A 17,071-nucleotide genomic window follows, 5' to 3' on the forward strand; every position below is an offset into this window, starting at 1 on the left:
TCTTAGAAGTCCATGTCGCCCATGCCGCCCGGCATGCCGCCGCCGGCCGGAGCGCCGCCGCCCTTCTTGGGGGCTTCGACGATCGCGGCTTCCGTGGTGATCAGCAGGCCGGCCACCGAGGCGGCGTTCTGCAGGGCGGTGCGCACGACCTTGGCCGGGTCGATGACGCCGTCGGTCACCAGGTCGACATACTGCTCGGTCTGGGCGTTGAAGCCGAACGAGGGGCTGTCGTTTTCCAGGATCTTGCCGACCACGATCGAACCTTCGACGCCGGCGTTCTCGGCGATCTGGCGGATCGGCGATTGCAGGGCGCGACGGACGATGGCGATGCCGGCCGTCTGGTCGTCGTTGTCGCCGGTCACGCCGGCCAGGGCCTTGGAGGCCTTCAGCAGGGCGGTGCCGCCGCCGGGGACGATGCCTTCATCGGCGGCCGCGCGGGTCGCGTTGAGGGCGTCGTCGACGCGGTCCTTCTTTTCCTTCACTTCGACTTCGGTCGAGCCGCCGACGCGGATGACCGCGACGCCGCCGGCCAGCTTGGCCAGACGCTCTTGCAGCTTTTCCTTGTCGTAGTCCGAGGTGGTGTCTTCGATCTGGCGCTTGATCTGGGCGATGCGGGCCTCGATCGCGTCCTTCTCACCGACGCCGTCCACGATGGTGGTGTCGTCCTTGGTGATCGAGACCTTCTTGGCGCGGCCGAGCATGTCGAGCGACACGTTCTCGAGCTTGATGCCCAGGTCTTCCGACACCACTTGGGCACCGGTCAGGATGGCGATGTCTTCCAGCATGGCCTTGCGGCGGTCGCCGAAGCCCGGAGCCTTGACGGCGGCGACGCGCAGGCCGCCACGCAGCTTGTTGACGACCAGCGTGGCCAGGGCCTCGCCTTCGACGTCTTCGGCGATGATCACCAGCGGGCGGCCCGACTGGACGACGGCTTCCAGCACCGGCAGCAGCGGCTGCAGCGACGACAGCTTCTTTTCGAACAGCAGGATGAGCGGCTCTTCGAGCTGAACTTCCATCTTGTCGGCGTTGGTGATGAAGTACGGCGACAGGTAGCCGCGGTCGAACTGCATGCCTTCGACGACGTCGAGTTCGGTTTCGGCGGTCTTGGCTTCTTCGACGGTGATGACGCCTTCGTTGCCGACCTTGTCCATGGCCTTGGCGATCATCTCGCCGACTTCCTTGTCGCCGTTGGCCGAGATGGTGCCGACCTGGGCGATTTCGCCGTTGGTGGTGACCTTCTTGGAGGACTTCTTGATGTCCTCGACGGCGATGGCGACGGCCTTGTCGATGCCGCGCTTCAGGTCCATCGGGTTCATGCCGGCGGCGACCGACTTGAGGCCTTCCTGGACGATGGCTTGAGCCAGCACGGTGGCGGTGGTGGTGCCATCGCCGGCCTTGTCGTTGGTCTTCGAAGCCACTTCGCGGATCATCTGCGCGCCGAGGTTCTCGAACTTGTCAGACAGTTCGATTTCCTTGGCGACCGAGACGCCGTCCTTGGTGGTGCGCGGGGCGCCGAACGACTTTTCGATGACGACGTTGCGGCCCTTCGGACCGAGCGTCACCTTCACGGCGTTGGCGAGCACGTTGACGCCGCGCAGCATCTTGTCGCGCGCGTCGGAGCCGAAATAAACGTCTTTAGCGGCCATGGTGGGCGCCTTTCTAATCTTGGGAATTTCGTGAGGAAGGAAGCCGTCGGGAAGGGAAGCCGATTAGGCTTCGACCACGCCCAGAACGTCGCTTTCCTTCATGATCAGCAGGTCCTTGCCGTCGACCTTCACTTCGGTGCCCGACCACTTGCCGAACAGGATGCGGTCGCCGGCCTTCAGGTCGAGAGCGACCAGGTCGCCCTTGTCGTTGCGGGCGCCGGGGCCGACGGCGACGACTTCGCCTTCTTGCGGCTTTTCCTTGGCGGTGTCGGGGATGATGATCCCGCCCTTGGTGGTGGTTTCTTCTTCGACGCGCTTCACGAGGACGCGGTCGCCCAGGGGACGAAATTTCATGTGTCTTCTCCGTCGGAACGGTTTCTGTAAAAGGCTTCGTTAGGCCGAGGGAGCGTCGCTGTTAGCAGTCGCTCCCATCGAGTGCCAACGCCAGGCACGAGTTAGGCGCCGGCCCTTGGGGAGTCAAGGACGACGCCGGCGAACTTTTTACGATCGCGGTAAACGGCCCTGGAAAACGGGGCGCAAACGGGAGGGTCTTCGATGTTCGATCATCTGGGGTTCGGGGTCGCCGATTTCGAGCGCTCGGCCGCTTTTTATGACGAGGCCCTGGCGCCGCTGGGGATCAAGCGGCTCTACACCGTGCCCAAGGAGCACACCGGCGGCATCGACGTGGTCGGCTATGGCGCGCAGCGTCCGCAGTTCTGGATCTCGGGCGGCGGCGGGACGAGCGGCAAGCTGCACGTCTGCTTCGCGGCCAGAACCCGCGCGGAGGTCGACGCCTTCTACGAAGCGGCGATCAAGGCCGGCGGGACCGACAACGGCGCGCCCGGACTTCGCCCTCATTACCACGAACATTATTACGGCGGCTTCGTTCTGGACCCGGACGGGTTCAATGTCGAAGCCGTCTGCCACGCGCCCGCCTGAGTCCCGCCCGCCTGAGTCCTTTTCCGGAGACCGTCCCTGATGTCGAGCTACGCCCTGTCGCTGATCCTGGCCGTGGTCGCTTGCGTGATCGGAGGCGTGCTGGGCGGGCTGGTGCTGGCGCGACCGGATTCGATGCTGGGCCTGGCGGGGCTGAAGAGCGAGGAAGAGAGCGCCGCCGTCACCGAGGGGCGAGCCTTCGGCGGCCTGCTGATCGCCTCGCACGGCGCGGCGGCGTTGTTCCTGGGCTGGCAGTCCAGCGCCGGCGCGGCCATGGCGCTGGTGCTGGCGGTGGCCTGGTTCGGCGCGGCCTTCGGGCGCTTCGTCTCCATGCTGATGCAGAAGGCCGGCGGTCGCTTCAACTACGGCAGCATCGTCCTGGACCTGCTGATGGGCGTCACCCTGGCCCTGCCGTTCTTCAACCAGGGCGCCCTGCCTCTGCACCGCATCGGCGGGAGCATGCTGGTTTAGCGGGGGGGCGGGCCAACGCCGCTCGCACCCCTTTTCTCCCGTCATTCCCGCCCTTGTGGCGGGAACCCCTGGTTCCGCTGACACGTGAGATGCAAGCGGATCGCCAGCGATCCGCCCCATCTGCACCTGCGGCTGACAGAGGGGTTCCCGCCACAAGGGCGGGAATGACGGGAAGTAGGGGGATGGCGACGCTACCGCCCCGGCCGCGCGCCCTCGTGCGCCAGCAGCCAGGCCTTGCGTTCGATCCCGCCGCCGTAGCCGGTCAGGGTTCCGTCCGCGCCGACCAGGCGATGGCAGGGCACGACGATGCTGAGCGGGTTGGCGCCGTTGGCCGCGCCGACGGCGCGCACGGCCGCGGGGCGTCCGATGCGGGCGGCGAGGCCGGCATAGGTCAGGGTCGTTCCCGCCTTCACCTCGCCCAGGGCTCGCCACACGCTTTGCTGGAAGGCCGTGCCGCCTGTCGCCCAGGGGATGGCCGACAGGGCGGCGAGCTCGCCTCCGAAATAGGCCGTCAGCGCCTGGCGGATCGCGGCGGGCGCCGGGCCGCTCGCCAGCGGCGCCTGGCCGTAGTGCAGCCGCAGCAGGCGGTGCAGGCGATCCTCGTGGTCGTGGAAGTCGGCCGCCCGCAGCCGGCCGTCCTGGTCGGTGACCAGCAGCATCTCGCCGATCGGGCTCGGCGCGCGGTCGAGAATGAGGCGAGGGCTCAGCGTCGGCATGGCGACATTATGGCCGGGCCAGCCTTCGCCGTCCGCCCGTTTCTTGCGGCGTCGCGTTTCTCTTGCGTCGGTTGAATGGACGGTCGTGTTGCGTCGTATTTGTGGAATGTCGGATCGCTGACATTGGGCGCTATGATTTGTCGTGTCTCTGACTTACTGAAAACTGGACCGTTCGGGTGCGACATTATGCGCACGAAAACTGATCGAATACATGTCGGTTAAAGGTCGATTCACCACGCCGATTACGACCTCGTCAACCGCGCCGGCCGCCCAATGCCCTCGAAGTCGGGAGGCCTTTGGGCATGGCGTGGAACAAGCATTGGATGGTGGCCGGCGCGGCGGTGGTCGCCCTGGCCGTGGGAGGGCTCTCCATGGGAGGGCTGGCGACGGCGCGCCAGGAGCGTGAGGCGCCGGGCGTCAGCCTGGCCCAGGACGTGGTGGCCGCGGCCAGCGCCTTCGAGACCTACACCCGAGGCGCCGGCGCGATCTCGCCCGCGGCCTTCACCGACGGCGAAGGCGTCGCCGGCGCCCTGAAGGCCGGCGCGGCCTACAAGGCCGAGCAGTTCGAAGCCGGCATGATCGCCTACGGCGCCATCGCCGCCCTGCAGGAGCCGGCCTTCCTGGAGGGCGTGCGCCGCGCCGCCCGCGAGACCTCGCGCGAAGCCCTGGTCGAGCGCCTGCTGGCCTCGCCCGAGAGCGTCGTCGAGATCGAGGGCGTTGGCCTGGCCGCCGCCCGCGCCCAGGTCGCCCTGCAAGGCCGGGGCGCGCCGCTGGCCATCGCCGGCCGGTCGGTCAAGCAGTCGGCCTATGACATCCAGCGCCAGACCTGGTCCAAGGGCGCGGTCGCCGACAACGCCGGCCGCCTGGCGCGGGTCAAGCAGCTTTCGGCCACGGTGTTCACCCCGGGACGCGACGACGCGGGCCGGCTGATCCAGGCGGCGACCGGCGCGGGCGGCGGCTTCGCCGAGGGCGGCGCGGTGTTCACGCCGGTGACCGTGCGCTCAGCGGCCCTTGCGGCCCTGGCCGTGCTCGACGCCGCCGGCGACGCCGACGTGGCGCGCCTGGCCCCGGTGCTCAGCGAGAGGAAGGCCAACTTCTGCATGAAGATCGCCAAGCTGAACCTCTACCAGTGCCTGGCCGTCGCCGGTCCGCACTACGAGGACGTCTTCTGCCTGGGCCAGCATGCGCTGATCGACACGGCCCAGTGCGTCAACGACGCGGCGGGCGCCGGAGCGGTCGCGTCGTCCGCGGCCCCGCCGCCGCCGCCCCGTCCGCAGGGTTTCGTGATCCCGGTCGCCAGCGTCTCGCCGGCGGTGCTGGCCGAAGGCTCGCGCTGAGCCGGGCGTGAAGAAGGCTTGATCGCCGAACGCCGTCATCGTTAACCTTTCCCTCGACGACGACCGTCGGGGGGCGGGGATGAAGGCTCGGAAGTACGAACTGTTCGCGAGGGCCAGGCGCCCGCGCCCCAGCCGGGCGCGGGAAATCCTGGCCTATCCGGCCGAGGCCCAGTTCGTGTTCGACGCGGGGACGCCGCCGGCGCGTCCGGCCCGCGTCGACGAGGGCGACCTGCTGGACGCCTATTCGAACGCCGTGGTCCGGGCCGTCGAGACGGTCGGCCCCAGCGTGGTGCGCATCCACCCGATGCTCGACGACCCCAACCTGCAGGGCGTGGGTTCGGGCTTCGCCGTGGCCGGGGGCGGGGTGCTGCTGACCAACAGCCACGTGGTGCAGGGCGCGCGTCGCTTCGTGGTCATCACCGCCGACGGCCGCAGCCTGACGGCGCGCTGCATCGGCGACGATCCCGACACCGACCTGGCCCTGCTGAAGATCGACCAGCCGGTCGACCTGCCGCCGGTGCGGCTGGGCGATTCCAAGGCCCTGCGGCGCGGCCAGCTGGTCATCGCTATCGGCGCGCCGCTAGGCTTCGAGGCGACGGTGACCACCGGGGTGGTCTCGGCCCTGGGCCGGTCCCTGCGCGGCGAGCGCGGGCGGCTGATCGAGGACCTGATCCAGACCGACGCCGCCCTCAATCCCGGCAACAGCGGCGGGCCGCTGGTGGCCTCCAACGGCGAGGTGATCGGCGTCGCGACCGCCGTCATCGTCGGCTATCCGGGGCTGTGCTTCGCCGTGGCCGCCAACACCGCCCGCTTCGTGATCGGCGAGCTGCTGGCCCACGGCCAGGTGCGGCGGGCCTCGATCGGCGTCGTCGCCCAGCAGGCGCCGGTGCCGCCGCTGCTGGCCCGCTCGACCGGCGTCACCCAGGGCTATGCGGTGTTCGTCGCCCAGGCCGACCCGGGCGGCCCCGCAGCCAAGGCTGGCGTGCGGGCCGGCGACCTGCTGATCAAGGCCGGCGAGCGTCCGCTGACGGGTCTCGACGACATGCTGCGGGTGCTCGACCACGCCTGCATCGACGTGGCGACGCCCTTCGTGCTGATCCGCGAGGGCCGGCTGATGACCACGACGATCACGCCGAGGCTCAGGCGCCGAGGCGGCTAAGGGGGCGACTAGTTCACGCCGTCGGGCGTGGTCACCTTGAAGCCCCGGGCCTTCAGCTGCTCCAGCACGCCGCCCTCGGCGACCAGGCCGCGCAGGGGAAAGGCGGCGACCGCCTTGCCGGGCTTCTTCATCGCCTCGGCGACCGCGTCGGCCTGCGCGGCGGTCATGCGTCGGATGCTCTCGGAGATGCCCGGCATGGCCATGTTGCAGCGGTCGGCCTCGCGCGGCTTCAGCAAGGCGTTGCGCACGTCGCCGTCCGCCCAGGCGCGGGCCGCGCGGCGCGCGGGTTCGGGGCCGGCCTCGACCTCTTCGATCACCCCTTCCAGGCAGGCCAGGCCGCCGGCCTCCGTTTGCTCGCGGACCAGGGTCTTGAGCATCGGCATCGCCTTGAGGCTGGCGGCGGGGCGCGCCTTGACCCTGTGCTTGCGGGCCAGGCGATCGACGGTCTTCTCCGGCTCCTGGCTGTTCATCCCGCTCTTGCGGCCGGCCCCGATGGCCAGGAAGACGCCCGCGCCCAGCGGTTTCCACAGGCGCCACTCGCCCTCCTTCAGCCCGGCCGATCTCCAGGCCTTGTCCAGGCGCGGGGCGAGCTGCGGAGCGACCTGGTCGAGCGGACGCTCCGCCTTCATCTTGTTGCGCAGCTTCAGCAGGGCTGGGATGTCGGTCAGGCCGGCATGGGCCTGGGCGGGCAGGATCACCGCGAAGGCGCCGTCCAGCCGCCGTTCCAGCACCGAGGTGTCCCAGGTCATGCCCTTGGGCAGGCTGTCGGCCATGCCCAGCACATAGACCGTGGTGTCGCCGTCGCTGACCTTCCACCAGGCCGGACCCGGCAGCTTGGCGTTGACCACCAACTCCTCGACCACGTTGGCCTCGGGATCGTCGATCGCCCGGGCGTCGCGCCGAAGACCGGTGTCCTGGGCGTAGGCGAGCGGAGCGGCTGACAGGGCCGCCAGGGCGGTCAAGGCCGCGAAACGTCTGAGCACGATGTGACTTTCCTGTTCGCGTTGGCGGCCGACGTTCACTCGTCCGGCGTCGAGACCTTCAGGCCCTTGGCCCGCAGTTGGTCGAGCACCCCGTCCTGGGCCAGCAGCGAGCGCAGCTCGATGACGGCGACGGCCTTGCCGGGCTTCTTCAGGGCCGCCTCGATCGCCTTGACGGCGTCGTCGCGGCCCTCGCGCAGCTCGCGGGCGATGGACGGGGTGGAGTCCAGGCAGCGCTGGAAGCCGCGATCGGCCGCGACCACCTCGCGCACCTGGCCTTCCGCCCAGCGCCGGGCGGTGGGCTTGATCCCGCCTTCGCCGCTTTCGGCCTGGCGCAGGCCGGCGTCCAGGCACAGCAGCTGCAGGGGCTGCGGCGCCGTCGCCAGGGCCTTGATGGCGTCGGCGAGACTGTAGTTCGAGAGGTTCTGGATGCGGGGACGCTTGGCCAGGTCCCGGCTCCTGGCGATGTCGCGGATGCGGTCGGTGACGCCGCCGACGCTGATCGAGACGTTGCCGTCCTGGCTGTTGGCGACCAGGAAGCCGGCGAAGGCGGGCTTGGTGTCGTCCATCGAGCTCGGCTGCTGCTTCGTCGCCTTCAGCCGCGCTTCAAGACGCGCGCGCAGGTCCGGCGGCAGGGTCTGGCGCATCGGCTGTTCGGAGAGAAACAGCTTGCGGCCGCCCATGACCAGGGCGATCAGGCGCACGACGCTGATGTCGGCCTCCTGGCCCATGATCAGCACGTTGGCACCGTCGAGGCGGCGGCGCAGCACCGACTCGTCGGCCTTGGTGTCGGTGGGGACCATCGCCGGGACGCCCAGCACGTAGACGGTGGTGTCGCCGTCGCTGACCTTCCACCAGGCCGGCCCGGGCAGGCGGGCGTTGACGATCAGTTCCTCGACCAGGTTCTCGTTGGGATCCACCCGTTGGAGGTCGATCGGCCCGGAGGCGTCGACCGCCTGTTGCGCTAGGGCGGGACCGGCGCAGAGGGCCAGGATGAAAGCCGCGAGGGCGGGGGCTGCGGCGACGCGATGGATCACTATCTCTCGTCCTCGGCTTGTTCGGAATCGTTCTAGGATGGCGGTTCGTCGCAAGCTGAACCGTTCTCAACCGAGGCGGTCAAATTAAGTCGCCGCAATGCAGGCCCGTCCTGCGCCGAAAGTCCGTCCATGCCGATCCGTCGCCTGCCGCCCGAGACCGTCAACCGCATCGCCGCCGGCGAGGTGGTCGAGCGGCCCGCGAGCGCCATCAAGGAGCTGGTCGACAACGCCATCGACGCCGGCGCCACCCGCATCGAGGTGGAAGCCCACGGCGGCGGCCTGACCCGGATCCTGGTCGCCGACGACGGCTGCGGCATGAGCGCCGAGGAACTGCCCGTCGCCATCGAGCGCCACGCCACCTCCAAGCTGGCCCCCGACGACGAGGGGCTGTGGGACCTGCTGCGCATCCACACCATGGGCTTCCGGGGCGAGGCCCTGCCGTCGATCGGCTCGGTGGCGCGGCTGCAGATCAGCTCGCGGGCCAAGGGCCAGCGCGAGGCCTGGTCGATCCTGGTCGAGGGCGGCCGGGTGGACGACGTGGCCCCCGCCGCCTTCGCCGGCGACAACGGCACCCGCATCGAGGTGCGCGACCTGTTCTACGCCACCCCGGCGCGGCTGAAGTTCATGAAGTCCGAGCGGGCCGAGGCCCAGGCGATAACCGAGGAGCTGAAGCGCCAGGCCATGGCCCACGAGTCGGTGGGCTTCAGCTTGGACATCGACGGCCGCCGCATCCTGCGCCTGCCGCCCGAGCATCCTGGCCCGCAAGGCCGCCTGGCGCGCCTGGCCGCCGTGCTGGGCCGCGACTTCCAGGACAATGCGCTGGAGATCGACCAGACCCGCGACGGCGTGCGGCTGTCGGGGTTCGCGGGCCTGCCGACCTACAACCGCGGCAACGCCGCCCACCAGTACCTGTTCGTCAACGGCCGGCCGGTGCGCGACCGGTTGCTGCAAGGCGCCCTGCGCGCGGCCTATGCCGACTTTCTGGCCCGCGACCGCCATCCCAGCGCGGCGCTCTACGTCACGCTCGACACCTCGGAGGTCGACGTCAACGTCCACCCGGCCAAGGCCGAGGTGCGCTTCCGCGATCCGGCCCTGGTGCGCGGCCTGATCGTCGGGGCCCTGCGCCACGCGCTGGCCGGGGCCGGCCACCGCGCCTCGACCACCACGGCCGCCCAGGCGCTGGACAGCATCCGCGCCCAGAACGTCTATCCGGGTTACCAGCCGGGTCCTTCCCCCGCGGGCTTCTCGGCCTGGCGCGAGGGCGGCTGGACGCCGCCGACCCAGCGACCCATGGACCTGCCGGGCCTGTCCGACGTCTCGGCCCGTCACGAGGCGCGGCCGGAGGAGGCGTACCAGACGCTCGGCGGTGGCTTTTCCGGCGGCGGCGTGGCTGAAGCCGTGCGCGAGGCGGCCTATGGCGGATACGACGCCCCGCTGGCGGTGGCCTATCCCTCGCAGGACCACGCCCCGGCCCAGCCTTTCGACCCGATCGACTTTCCGCTGGGCGCGGCCCGGGCCCAGGTGCATGAGACCTACATCGTGGCCCAGACCCGCGACGGCGTGGTCATCGTCGACCAGCACGCCGCCCACGAGCGCCTGGTCTACGAGCGCATGAAGCACGAGATGGACGCCGGCGGCGTCGCCCGCCAGGCGCTGCTGCTGCCCGAGGTGGTCGAGTTGGATCCTGCCGAGGCCGAGCGGGTGGTGGCGCGCGCCGAGGAGCTCTCTTCGCTCGGCTTGGTGCTCGAAGGCTTCGGTCCCGGCGCGGTGCTGGTGCGCGAGACGCCGGCCCTGCTGGGCAGGACCGACGCGGCCGGCCTGGTGCGCGACATCGCCGACGACCTGGCCGAGAACGGCCAGGCCCTGGCCCTGAAGGAGCGGCTGGAAGAGGTCTGCTCGACCATGGCCTGCCACGGCAGCGTCCGCGCCGGCCGCCGCCTCAACGCCGCCGAGATGAACGCCCTGCTGCGCGAAATGGAGGCCACGCCCCACTCGGGCCAGTGCAACCACGGCCGTCCGACCTATGTGGAGCTGAAGCTGTCCGACATCGAGAAGCTGTTCGGGCGGCGCTGACGTCCTCCGGCGCTCCGGGGGCCACCTTCCCCGGAGGAGGCGGATCTTTTTCTCCTCCCCCGTGCAACGGGGGAGGAGCAGGGCCTTATCGCGAAGCGACTGAGTGGGTCTCAAGCCATCTGCGGATCGAGCGACTGCACGTCGTGCCAGTCGTGCAGCGGCAGCATCGGCCGGGCGAAGGGCGAGACGACAGCCGGGGCGTGCAGCAGGTCGGTGACCTCGGGGCCGGTGACGAACGGCACCTCGTGGTCGACGCAGGCCAACAGTTCGCGCCGGCGCGAGACGCCGGTGACGCCCTGCCAGATGCGCTTGCGGCGATAGGTCGGGCCTTCGCGCATGAAGCGGTCGATGGCCGCCAGCCGTTCGCCCTCCGCCGCGTCGGGCAGGTCGAGGGTGACGCTGCTGGCGAAGTCGGGCGGCAGGTCCTCGACCCGGAAGGCCGGATCGCGCACCCGCAGGTCCAGCCGCGAGACATAGGGCGCCAGGAACGACTTGATCTGAGACAGGGCCGAGAAGGACGGCACGCGCGGGGTGTCGTAGATCCCCGCCGCCAGGCGGCCGCGCGCCGAGGCCGGCAGGGCCGGCAGGGCCGACAGCCCGACCGTCAGCAGGTTGCGCCCGCTCGGCTTGACCAGGCTGGAAAAGCAGATCGGCACGAAGATCACCCCGGCCTCGTCGGCCTTCAGCAGGCCGGGCAGGGCCGCCAGGGCCGCCGCGTCGGCGTCCTCGGCCTCGGCGTGGATGTCGTGGTCGAAGGCGCGGCGCTCGACGAGGGCGTGCACGACGACGCTGCCGACGAACAGTTCGCGTTGCAGGTGATAGACGCCGCGGAAGCCCAGCGGGCCGGTCGGTTCGGGGCGCGAGACGATCTTGGGCAGGGCCTCCATCGGCGGCTCGCCGGCCACCGGTCCGCCGGGCGGGGCCAGGGAGGCCACGCCGTCGGGCGTGACCTTGCAGACCCGACCCAGGCCCTCGGGATAGGCGCCATCGACCATCAGGGCCCGCACGGCTGCCAGCGACATGCCGCCGAAGCGCATGACCTCGGCCTGGTCACCCTCGACCAGCAGCAGGCTGACCTCGCCGTCGCCCTCGACGCCGAACAGCTTGCGCTGCATGTCGCGGGCCATGGCCTGCAGTTCGCGGGCGTCGAGCCGCGTGGCGCGCGGGTCGGCCAGCACAAAGGTGAACGGGGCCACCAGCCCGTAACGGCGCGGATGCAGCCAGGTGGTTTCCAGATAGGCCCCGGCCACCTTGGCCACGAGGGCGGCCATGGCGTCGTTGTCCGCGAACCGCAGTTCGTCGCCCACGAAGATCTTCAAGCACGCTACAGCAGTCATGAGAGCAACCTTCGCGCGCGTAGGTTACCGACTGGCGCCTATGCGGTTGCGGCCAGCTGTCGCACGAACCGCGATGCGGCCGCGCGCGTTGTGGGGCGAAGGAGATCGTCATGCAGATCCATCGCGGCCGGCTGATCGACCATGTCCACCTGCGCGCCCAGGACCTGGAGGCGAGCAAGCGCTTCTATCGGGCGGTGCTGGAGGTGCTGGGCGTTCCCTATGACGACGCCGAGGATCACCTGTCGGCCGACGAGCTGTGGATCGACGCCGGCGAGCCGGCGACCCACGTGCACCTGGCGTTCCAGGCGGACGACCAGGAGACCGTGCGGCGCTTCCACGCGGCGGGCCTGGCGGCCGGCGGGCGCGACAACGGCGGTCCGGGCGAGCGGCCCTACCACCCCGGCTACTACGCCGCCTTCCTGTGGGATCCGGACGGCAACAACATCGAGGCGGTGTTCCACGGCCCGGCCCAGCGCTCGGCCGACAGCGTGGTGTTCACGTTCCAGGGGTGATCGTCATTCAGGCCCGGTGCGTGGTCCTCGTCCTTCGACAGGCTCAGGATGAGGACCATTTTACAGGCCCGGGAAGCAGAAAAACCTCATCCTGAGCCTGTCGAAGGACGAGGTTTTCGTCTCAAACGCCGGACCCTAGGCGGCCGCCTCGGCGGTCCAGCCGTAGAGCGGCAGCTGGGTGCGGGCGTAGGGCGCGACGGTGGTCGGCGCCTCCAGGAGTTCGGTGACCATGCCGCCGCTGACGAAGGACGCGCCTTGCAGAGCGGCGGCCAGTTCGCGCGGGCTGCGCAGGTCGCTGACGCCCTGCCAGACCTGGCGGCGGCGATAGAGCGGGGCGTCCTTCAGGAAGCGGGCGATGGCGGCCAGGCGGTTGGCCTCGGTTTCGCCCTCGGGCTGGAAGGTGATGCTGGCGGCCAGGGTCGGGGGCAGGTCGTCGACCTGGAAGGCCGGATCGCTGACCCGCAGGTCCAGCCGGCTGAAATAGGGATCGAGGAACGCTTTCAGCTGCCCCAGGGCGGCCAGGGACGGCGCGCGGGGCACGCCGTAGACGCCCGCCGCCAGCCGTCCGCGCAGGTCGCCGGGCAGGGCGCGCAGGCGGCTTTCCAGCTCGCCCCGCAGGCCGGGTTTCAGCACCGACGAGAAGCCGATCGGCACGTAAGCGACGCCGGTGTTGGGACCGAGCGCGGCGATCGCGCCCTTGAGGATGGCCAGGTCGTGCAGGGTGCGCTGGCCGTCGACATAGGTCTCGTAGGCGACGCCGGCATGGCCGCCTTCGCGCCAGACGGCGACGTTGCCGACGAAGAGCTGGCGGCCCGTGTGATAGACGCCGCGCCAGGCGACGCGGGCCGGCAGCGGGCGCGGGCACAGGCGGGCCAGGGCCTCCATGGTCGGCACGCCGGTGACGGGGCCGCCCATCGGCATCACCGAGCGCACCTCGCGCGGGGTGATGCGGCAGACGCGGCCGGCCAGGGAGGCGTCCTCCTCGCCGGCCAGCAGCAGGGTGAGCTGGCGGGCGGGCAGGCCGGCGAAGCGCATGACCTCGTGCTGGTCGCCCTCGAACATCAGCATGACGATCTCGCCGGCGTCGTCGTCGCCGAACAGACGGTGCTGGAGGGCGCGGGCCAGGGCCTGGAGCTCGCGGGCGTCCAGCCGCGTGGCGCGCGGGTCGGCCAGCACGAACGAGAACGGGGCCACCAGTCCATGGCGGCGCGGCGCCGTCCAGGCGGTCTTGAGGTGCTCGGCGGCGATCTTGGCCACGAGGGCGGCGTTACGCTCGGTTTCGGCGGGATCGTCCCCGACGAAGACCTTCAGGCAGGCGATGGCGGTCATGTCGCGCAGGTTGCGCGAACGAGGTTATAACCCGTTATAGGTCAGCTGCGACCCAGCGTCGCGAACGCCGGTTTCCGAGTGCGCCTCAGGCGGCCCGGAGCGGCAGTTCCTGGGTCGCGCCCAGGGTCGGCGGCCGGTCGAGCAGGGCGCTGACGGCGGGACCGGCGGCGAAGCGCAGGCCGGCGGCCCGGCAGGCGTCCAGCTCCTTGGCGCTGCGCACGCCCAGCACCGCCTGGCGCACGCCCTTGCCGCGATAGATCGACTGGCGCGAGGCGAAAAGGGCGATGGCCTTGATCCGCTCGCCGTCGGACTCGTCGCGCAGCTCCAGCGAGATGCTCGAGGCGATGTCGCCCGGCAGGGTGTTCACCGGGAAATTCGGGTCGGAGATGCAGAGGTCGATATAGGCGAACGAGCCCTGCAGGAAGCCGCGGATCTGCTGCAGCAGGCCCATCGAGGGCTCGCGCGGGGTGTCGTAGACGCTGGCCCCCAGGCGCGGCTGCAGGTCGAGCGGGAAGCGCGACAGCCGGCGCTTGTAGGCCTCCTGCGAGGCTGGGGTGGTCAGGTTCCAGAAGCTGAGCGGCAGGAACAGCGCGCCGTCGCCGTTCTTGACGGTCGGAAAGCCGAACTGGGCGTCGTTGAGACCGGTGAGGTCGCGGGCCAGCAGATCGGAATCCTCGGTCGGACGCGGCGCGGCGAGATCGGCCTTGTGGCCCAGCAGCGCGCCGACCACGGTTTCGCCGGGCAGGTGGTAGATGGCGCTCCAGCCGGTGGTCAGCGGCGCGGCGGCCTTGGCCGGGGCGACGGGCGTGATGGGGCGGATCGGGGCGGCCGACTTGGCGGCGGCTTTCGTGGGGACGGGCGCCGGCTCGGGCGCGGCGGCGGGGGCGCTGGGCACTGCGCGGATCTCGTCGGCGGTGATCACCTGCACGTGGCCCGGAGCGCCGGAATAGCCGCGGCCGGCCATCAGGCCCGCCAGCTCGCCCTGCGACAGGCTGGCGAACTGCAGAACGGCGTTCTCGTCGCCCTCGAAGGTCATGAGACAGACCTGGCCGCTCTTGCGGCCGGGGAACAGCGAGGTCTCCAGCTCGATGGCCAGGGCCTGCATCTCCTCGGGATCGAGATGCTCGGCCTTGGTGTCGGCCAGCACGAAGGCGAGGGGCGCGACGACCCCGTAGCGGCGCGGGGCCTTCCAGCGGTGCTTGAGATAAAGGTCGGCCGCGACCTCTACCTGGGCAGGAGGAACGCTGGCGCCCGCCGTCTCCGCGGCGGTAAGCAGGATACGCAGGCAGGCAATGGCCGTCATGATCGGCAATCTGACGGCGAATGCTTGGCGAAATCCTTACAAATCAAGGATAACGACGGTTTTTGTTGTTTCGCCCAGGTATAGGTGCGGCAGGTTGTCGCGATCGCCGGAAGCTCTACCTGGCGACGACCCGCCGCCGTAGCCTCAGACGAAGTCCTCGCTGAGGCGGAATTCGAGGCGCTGCTTGACGCCCGGCCAGTCGAAATCGGTGATCGAGAACACGGCCGTGTCGCGCACGTGGCCGGTCCAGGTGATCTTGTGGCTGCGCAGCACGCCTTCCTTGCTGGCGCCCAGCTTCTCGACCGCGGCCTGGCTGCGGGCGTTGCGGACGTCGATGTTGAACTCGACGCGGATGACGCCGGCGTCGAAGGCGTGGCCCAGCAGCAGGCGCTTGGATTCCGGGTTCACCGGACCCGAGCGGGCGCTGGGGTGCAGGAAGGTCGAGCCGATCTCCAGGCCCTTGTGCAGGCGGCGGATGTTCAGATAGCTCGAGGTGCCGACGATCTTGCCGTCAGACAGCCGACGGATGGCGAAGCCGACGCGCTCGCCGCGATCGCTTTCGCCCAGCAGGGCGCCCCACCAGTCCTCGAAGCCTTCGCCGCAGCCGTTGACCGACATGATCTCCCAGCTGTCGGGATCGCAGTCGATGGCGCCGCGCAGCTCGTCGCGCAGGTCCTGGGTGATCGGTTCCAGCCGGACGTAGCGGCCTTCGAGGGGCGTGATGGTCAGGTTCATGCCGGTGTTTTCCGCCAGGAGCGGGCGGCTGACAAGCCGCCAGTCGGAGATCCGGGGCCGAAGCGGCGGGATCGTTCAAAATGGCCCCGCATCGCCCGCTTGCCGCGCCCGTAAACTCGGTGTTACAACACCTTCAAACAAGTGTTTGAACCAGGGATCGGGAACGCCATGGACTTCGACATCTCTCCCCGTCAGCGGGAATTCCTCGACCGGGTGAACGCCTTCATCGAGGACCACGTGCGGCCGGCGATCCCGACCTACGAAGCCGAGATGGACGTTCCCGCCGACCAGCGCTGGAAGGTCATCCAGGTGCTGGAGGAGCTGAAGGCCAAGGCCAAGGCCGCTGGCCTGTGGAACTTCTTCATGCCGCCGCACAGCGGCCAGGTGCACGTCGACGACACCTTCGAGTTCGAGGGCGTGCAGCTGACCAACCTCGAATACAGCCTGATCGCCGAACAGCTGGGCAAGATCGGCTTCGCTTCCGAGGTCTTCAACTGCTCGGCGCCCGACACCGGCAACATGGAAGTGCTGATGCGCTACGGCACGCTGGCGCAGAAGGAGCGCTGGCTGCGGCCGCTGATGAACGGCCAGATCCGCTCGGCCTTCCTGATGACCGAGCCGGAGGTGGCCAGCTCCGACGCCACCAACATCGAGACCCGCATCGAGCGCGACGGCGACGACTACGTGATCAACGGCCGCAAGTGGTGGTCCTCGGGCGTGGGCGATCCGCGCTGCAAGGTCGCCATCGTCATGGGCAAGACCGATCCGACCGCCTCCACCCACCAGCAGCAGAGCCAGATCCTGGTGCCGCTGGACGCGCCGGGCATCGAGGTGGTGCGCATGCTGCCGGTGTTCGGCTTCGACGACGCCCCGCACGGCCACGCCGAGGTGATCCTGAAGGACGTCCGCGTGCCGGTCGAGGACGGGCTGATCCTGGGCGAGGGCCGCGGCTTCGAGATCGCGCAAGGCCGCCTTGGCCCCGGCCGCATCCACCACTGCATGCGCACCATCGGCGCGGCGGAAGTGGCGCTGGAGAAGATGGTCAAGCGCCTGATGACCCGGAAGGCCTTCGGCAAGTACATCTCCGAGCAGTCGGTGTGGGAGCAGCGCATCGCCGAGGCCCGCATCGACATCGAGATGTGTCGCCTGCTGTGCCTGAAGGCCGCCGACATGATGGACAAGGCCGGTAACAAGGCCGCCAGGCTCGAGATCGCCATGATCAAGGTCGCCGCGCCCCGCATCGCCCTGAAGGTGATCGACGACGCCATCCAGGCCCACGGCGGCGGCGGCGTCACCACCGACTTCGGCCTGGCCAAGCTCTATGCCGGCATCCGCACCCTGCGCCTGGCCGACGGCCCCGACGAGGTCCACTGCCGCACGATCGCGCGGATGGAGTACGGCAAGCACGGGGATCTCGCCTTCAAGCAGAAGGCCGAACGCGAGGCGGCGCTGCACGTGCCGGGGATTCGCTAGCGTTGGGGGAGGACCCCCTCAGTCGCT

16 protein-coding genes and 1 pseudogene are annotated in these 17,071 nt (G+C 70.0%); 7 read left to right on the forward strand and 10 right to left on the reverse strand.

What is annotated here, in order from left to right; genetic code table 11:
- Window positions 1-2: 2 nt before the first annotated feature.
- Together groL and groES are read right to left on the reverse strand one after the other, a co-directional pair.
- On the reverse strand, window positions 3-1,646 hold the full coding sequence (gene groL, locus AC07N1_RS07725; protein WP_487288134.1) for a chaperonin GroEL: 1,644 nt from the start codon (window positions 1,644-1,646) through the stop codon (window positions 3-5).
- A 63-nt stretch (window positions 1,647-1,709) separates the two neighbouring features.
- The gene (gene groES, locus AC07N1_RS07730; protein ID WP_110119081.1) at window positions 1,710-2,000 is read right to left on the reverse strand and encodes a co-chaperone GroES; all 291 of its coding nucleotides are present in this window, start codon (window positions 1,998-2,000) and stop codon (window positions 1,710-1,712) included.
- A gap of 201 nt (window positions 2,001-2,201) precedes the next feature.
- Here groES and AC07N1_RS07735 point away from each other — a divergent pair, with 201 nt between their 5' ends.
- Both AC07N1_RS07735 and AC07N1_RS07740 read left to right on the forward strand, forming a co-directional pair.
- Window positions 2,202-2,585: a VOC family protein gene (locus AC07N1_RS07735; protein ID WP_494671269.1), complete on the forward strand. Its 384-nt coding sequence runs from the start codon at window positions 2,202-2,204 to the stop codon at window positions 2,583-2,585.
- A 39-nt stretch (window positions 2,586-2,624) separates the two neighbouring features.
- Window positions 2,625-3,053: a DUF4345 family protein gene (locus AC07N1_RS07740; protein ID WP_494671270.1), complete on the forward strand. Its 429-nt coding sequence runs from the start codon at window positions 2,625-2,627 to the stop codon at window positions 3,051-3,053.
- Window positions 3,054-3,089: 36 nt separating this feature from the next.
- Here AC07N1_RS07740 and AC07N1_RS07745 read toward each other — a convergent pair.
- Both AC07N1_RS07745 and AC07N1_RS07750 read right to left on the reverse strand, forming a co-directional pair.
- Window positions 3,090-3,284: pseudogene (locus AC07N1_RS07745) on the reverse strand (hypothetical protein); the annotation flags it as partial.
- On the reverse strand, window positions 3,245-3,769 hold the full coding sequence (locus tag AC07N1_RS07750) for a methylated-DNA--[protein]-cysteine S-methyltransferase (RefSeq protein WP_494671271.1): 525 nt from the start codon (window positions 3,767-3,769) through the stop codon (window positions 3,245-3,247). The gene AC07N1_RS07750 and the pseudogene AC07N1_RS07745, both read right to left, overlap by 40 nt.
- A 302-nt stretch (window positions 3,770-4,071) precedes the next feature.
- Here AC07N1_RS07750 and AC07N1_RS07755 point away from each other — a divergent pair, with 302 nt between their 5' ends.
- Both AC07N1_RS07755 and AC07N1_RS07760 read left to right on the forward strand, forming a co-directional pair.
- The gene (locus AC07N1_RS07755) at window positions 4,072-5,106 is read left to right on the forward strand and encodes a hypothetical protein (protein ID WP_494671272.1); all 1,035 of its coding nucleotides are present in this window, start codon (window positions 4,072-4,074) and stop codon (window positions 5,104-5,106) included.
- A 79-nt stretch (window positions 5,107-5,185) separates the two neighbouring features.
- A complete protein-coding gene (locus AC07N1_RS07760; protein ID WP_494671273.1) occupies window positions 5,186-6,265 on the forward strand; it encodes a S1C family serine protease in 1,080 nt (359 codons plus the stop codon).
- Between the two features lie 8 nt (window positions 6,266-6,273).
- Here the strand turns inward: AC07N1_RS07760 and AC07N1_RS07765 are convergent, their stop codons facing one another.
- Together AC07N1_RS07765 and AC07N1_RS07770 are read right to left on the reverse strand one after the other, a co-directional pair.
- Entirely contained in the window at window positions 6,274-7,248 is a 975-nt protein-coding gene (locus AC07N1_RS07765) for a TraB/GumN family protein (protein ID WP_494671274.1), read from the reverse strand.
- Window positions 7,249-7,283: 35 nt separating this feature from the next.
- Window positions 7,284-8,282: a TraB/GumN family protein gene (locus tag AC07N1_RS07770; protein ID WP_494671275.1), complete on the reverse strand. Its 999-nt coding sequence runs from the start codon at window positions 8,280-8,282 to the stop codon at window positions 7,284-7,286.
- Between the two features lie 129 nt (window positions 8,283-8,411).
- On the opposite strand from AC07N1_RS07770, the gene mutL reads away from it, so the two are divergent.
- The gene (gene mutL / locus AC07N1_RS07775; protein WP_494671276.1) at window positions 8,412-10,355 is read left to right on the forward strand and encodes a DNA mismatch repair endonuclease MutL; all 1,944 of its coding nucleotides are present in this window, start codon (window positions 8,412-8,414) and stop codon (window positions 10,353-10,355) included.
- A 110-nt stretch (window positions 10,356-10,465) separates the two neighbouring features.
- Here mutL and AC07N1_RS07780 read toward each other — a convergent pair whose 3' ends face one another.
- Window positions 10,466-11,674 carry a hypothetical protein gene (locus AC07N1_RS07780; RefSeq protein ID WP_494671277.1) on the reverse strand — a complete coding sequence of 403 codons (1,209 nt, stop codon included), beginning with the start codon at window positions 11,672-11,674 and terminating at the stop codon, window positions 10,466-10,468.
- A gap of 128 nt (window positions 11,675-11,802) precedes the next feature.
- Here AC07N1_RS07780 and AC07N1_RS07785 point away from each other — a divergent pair, with 128 nt between their 5' ends.
- Complete coding sequence (locus AC07N1_RS07785; RefSeq protein ID WP_494671278.1) at window positions 11,803-12,204, forward strand: VOC family protein; 402 nt, start codon at window positions 11,803-11,805, stop codon at window positions 12,202-12,204.
- Window positions 12,205-12,339: 135 nt separating this feature from the next.
- On the opposite strand, the gene AC07N1_RS07790 is transcribed toward AC07N1_RS07785, so the two are convergent.
- From AC07N1_RS07790 to AC07N1_RS07800, 3 genes are all read right to left on the reverse strand, one after another.
- Window positions 12,340-13,533, reverse strand: a complete 1,194-nt coding sequence (locus AC07N1_RS07790) for a hypothetical protein (RefSeq protein WP_494671279.1) — start codon at window positions 13,531-13,533, stop codon at window positions 12,340-12,342.
- 85 nt (window positions 13,534-13,618) lie between these two features.
- Window positions 13,619-14,836, reverse strand: a complete 1,218-nt coding sequence (locus tag AC07N1_RS07795) for a hypothetical protein (protein WP_494671280.1) — start codon at window positions 14,834-14,836, stop codon at window positions 13,619-13,621.
- Between the two features lie 144 nt (window positions 14,837-14,980).
- The gene (locus tag AC07N1_RS07800) at window positions 14,981-15,571 is read right to left on the reverse strand and encodes a GNAT family N-acetyltransferase (RefSeq protein ID WP_494671281.1); all 591 of its coding nucleotides are present in this window, start codon (window positions 15,569-15,571) and stop codon (window positions 14,981-14,983) included.
- A 168-nt stretch (window positions 15,572-15,739) separates the two neighbouring features.
- Here AC07N1_RS07800 and AC07N1_RS07805 point away from each other — a divergent pair, with 168 nt between their 5' ends.
- Window positions 15,740-17,044 carry an acyl-CoA dehydrogenase family protein gene (locus tag AC07N1_RS07805; RefSeq protein ID WP_494671282.1) on the forward strand — a complete coding sequence of 435 codons (1,305 nt, stop codon included), beginning with the start codon at window positions 15,740-15,742 and terminating at the stop codon, window positions 17,042-17,044.
- Window positions 17,045-17,071: the final 27 nt, after the last annotated feature.

The organism is Caulobacter sp. GW821-FHT09B11 (genome assembly GCF_059418205.1).

Excerpts from the sequence above, each read along its gene's own strand:
- groL (WP_487288134.1), bottom strand. The coding sequence starts at position 1,646 with ATGGCCGCTAAAGACGTTTATTTCGGCTCCGACGCGCGCGACAAGATG.
- groES (WP_110119081.1), bottom strand. The coding sequence starts at position 2,000 with ATGAAATTTCGTCCCCTGGGCGACCGCGTCCTCGTGAAGCGCGTCGAA.
- AC07N1_RS07735 (WP_494671269.1), top strand. The coding sequence starts at position 2,202 with ATGTTCGATCATCTGGGGTTCGGGGTCGCCGATTTCGAGCGCTCGGCC.
- AC07N1_RS07740 (WP_494671270.1), top strand. The coding sequence starts at position 2,625 with ATGTCGAGCTACGCCCTGTCGCTGATCCTGGCCGTGGTCGCTTGCGTG.
- AC07N1_RS07750 (WP_494671271.1), bottom strand. The coding sequence starts at position 3,769 with ATGCCGACGCTGAGCCCTCGCCTCATTCTCGACCGCGCGCCGAGCCCG.
- AC07N1_RS07755 (WP_494671272.1), top strand. The coding sequence starts at position 4,072 with ATGGCGTGGAACAAGCATTGGATGGTGGCCGGCGCGGCGGTGGTCGCC.
- AC07N1_RS07760 (WP_494671273.1), top strand. The coding sequence starts at position 5,186 with ATGAAGGCTCGGAAGTACGAACTGTTCGCGAGGGCCAGGCGCCCGCGC.
- mutL (WP_494671276.1), top strand. The coding sequence starts at position 8,412 with ATGCCGATCCGTCGCCTGCCGCCCGAGACCGTCAACCGCATCGCCGCC.
- AC07N1_RS07785 (WP_494671278.1), top strand. The coding sequence starts at position 11,803 with ATGCAGATCCATCGCGGCCGGCTGATCGACCATGTCCACCTGCGCGCC.
- AC07N1_RS07790 (WP_494671279.1), bottom strand. The coding sequence starts at position 13,533 with ATGACCGCCATCGCCTGCCTGAAGGTCTTCGTCGGGGACGATCCCGCC.
- AC07N1_RS07795 (WP_494671280.1), bottom strand. The coding sequence starts at position 14,836 with ATGACGGCCATTGCCTGCCTGCGTATCCTGCTTACCGCCGCGGAGACG.
- AC07N1_RS07800 (WP_494671281.1), bottom strand. The coding sequence starts at position 15,571 with ATGAACCTGACCATCACGCCCCTCGAAGGCCGCTACGTCCGGCTGGAA.
- AC07N1_RS07805 (WP_494671282.1), top strand. The coding sequence starts at position 15,740 with ATGGACTTCGACATCTCTCCCCGTCAGCGGGAATTCCTCGACCGGGTG.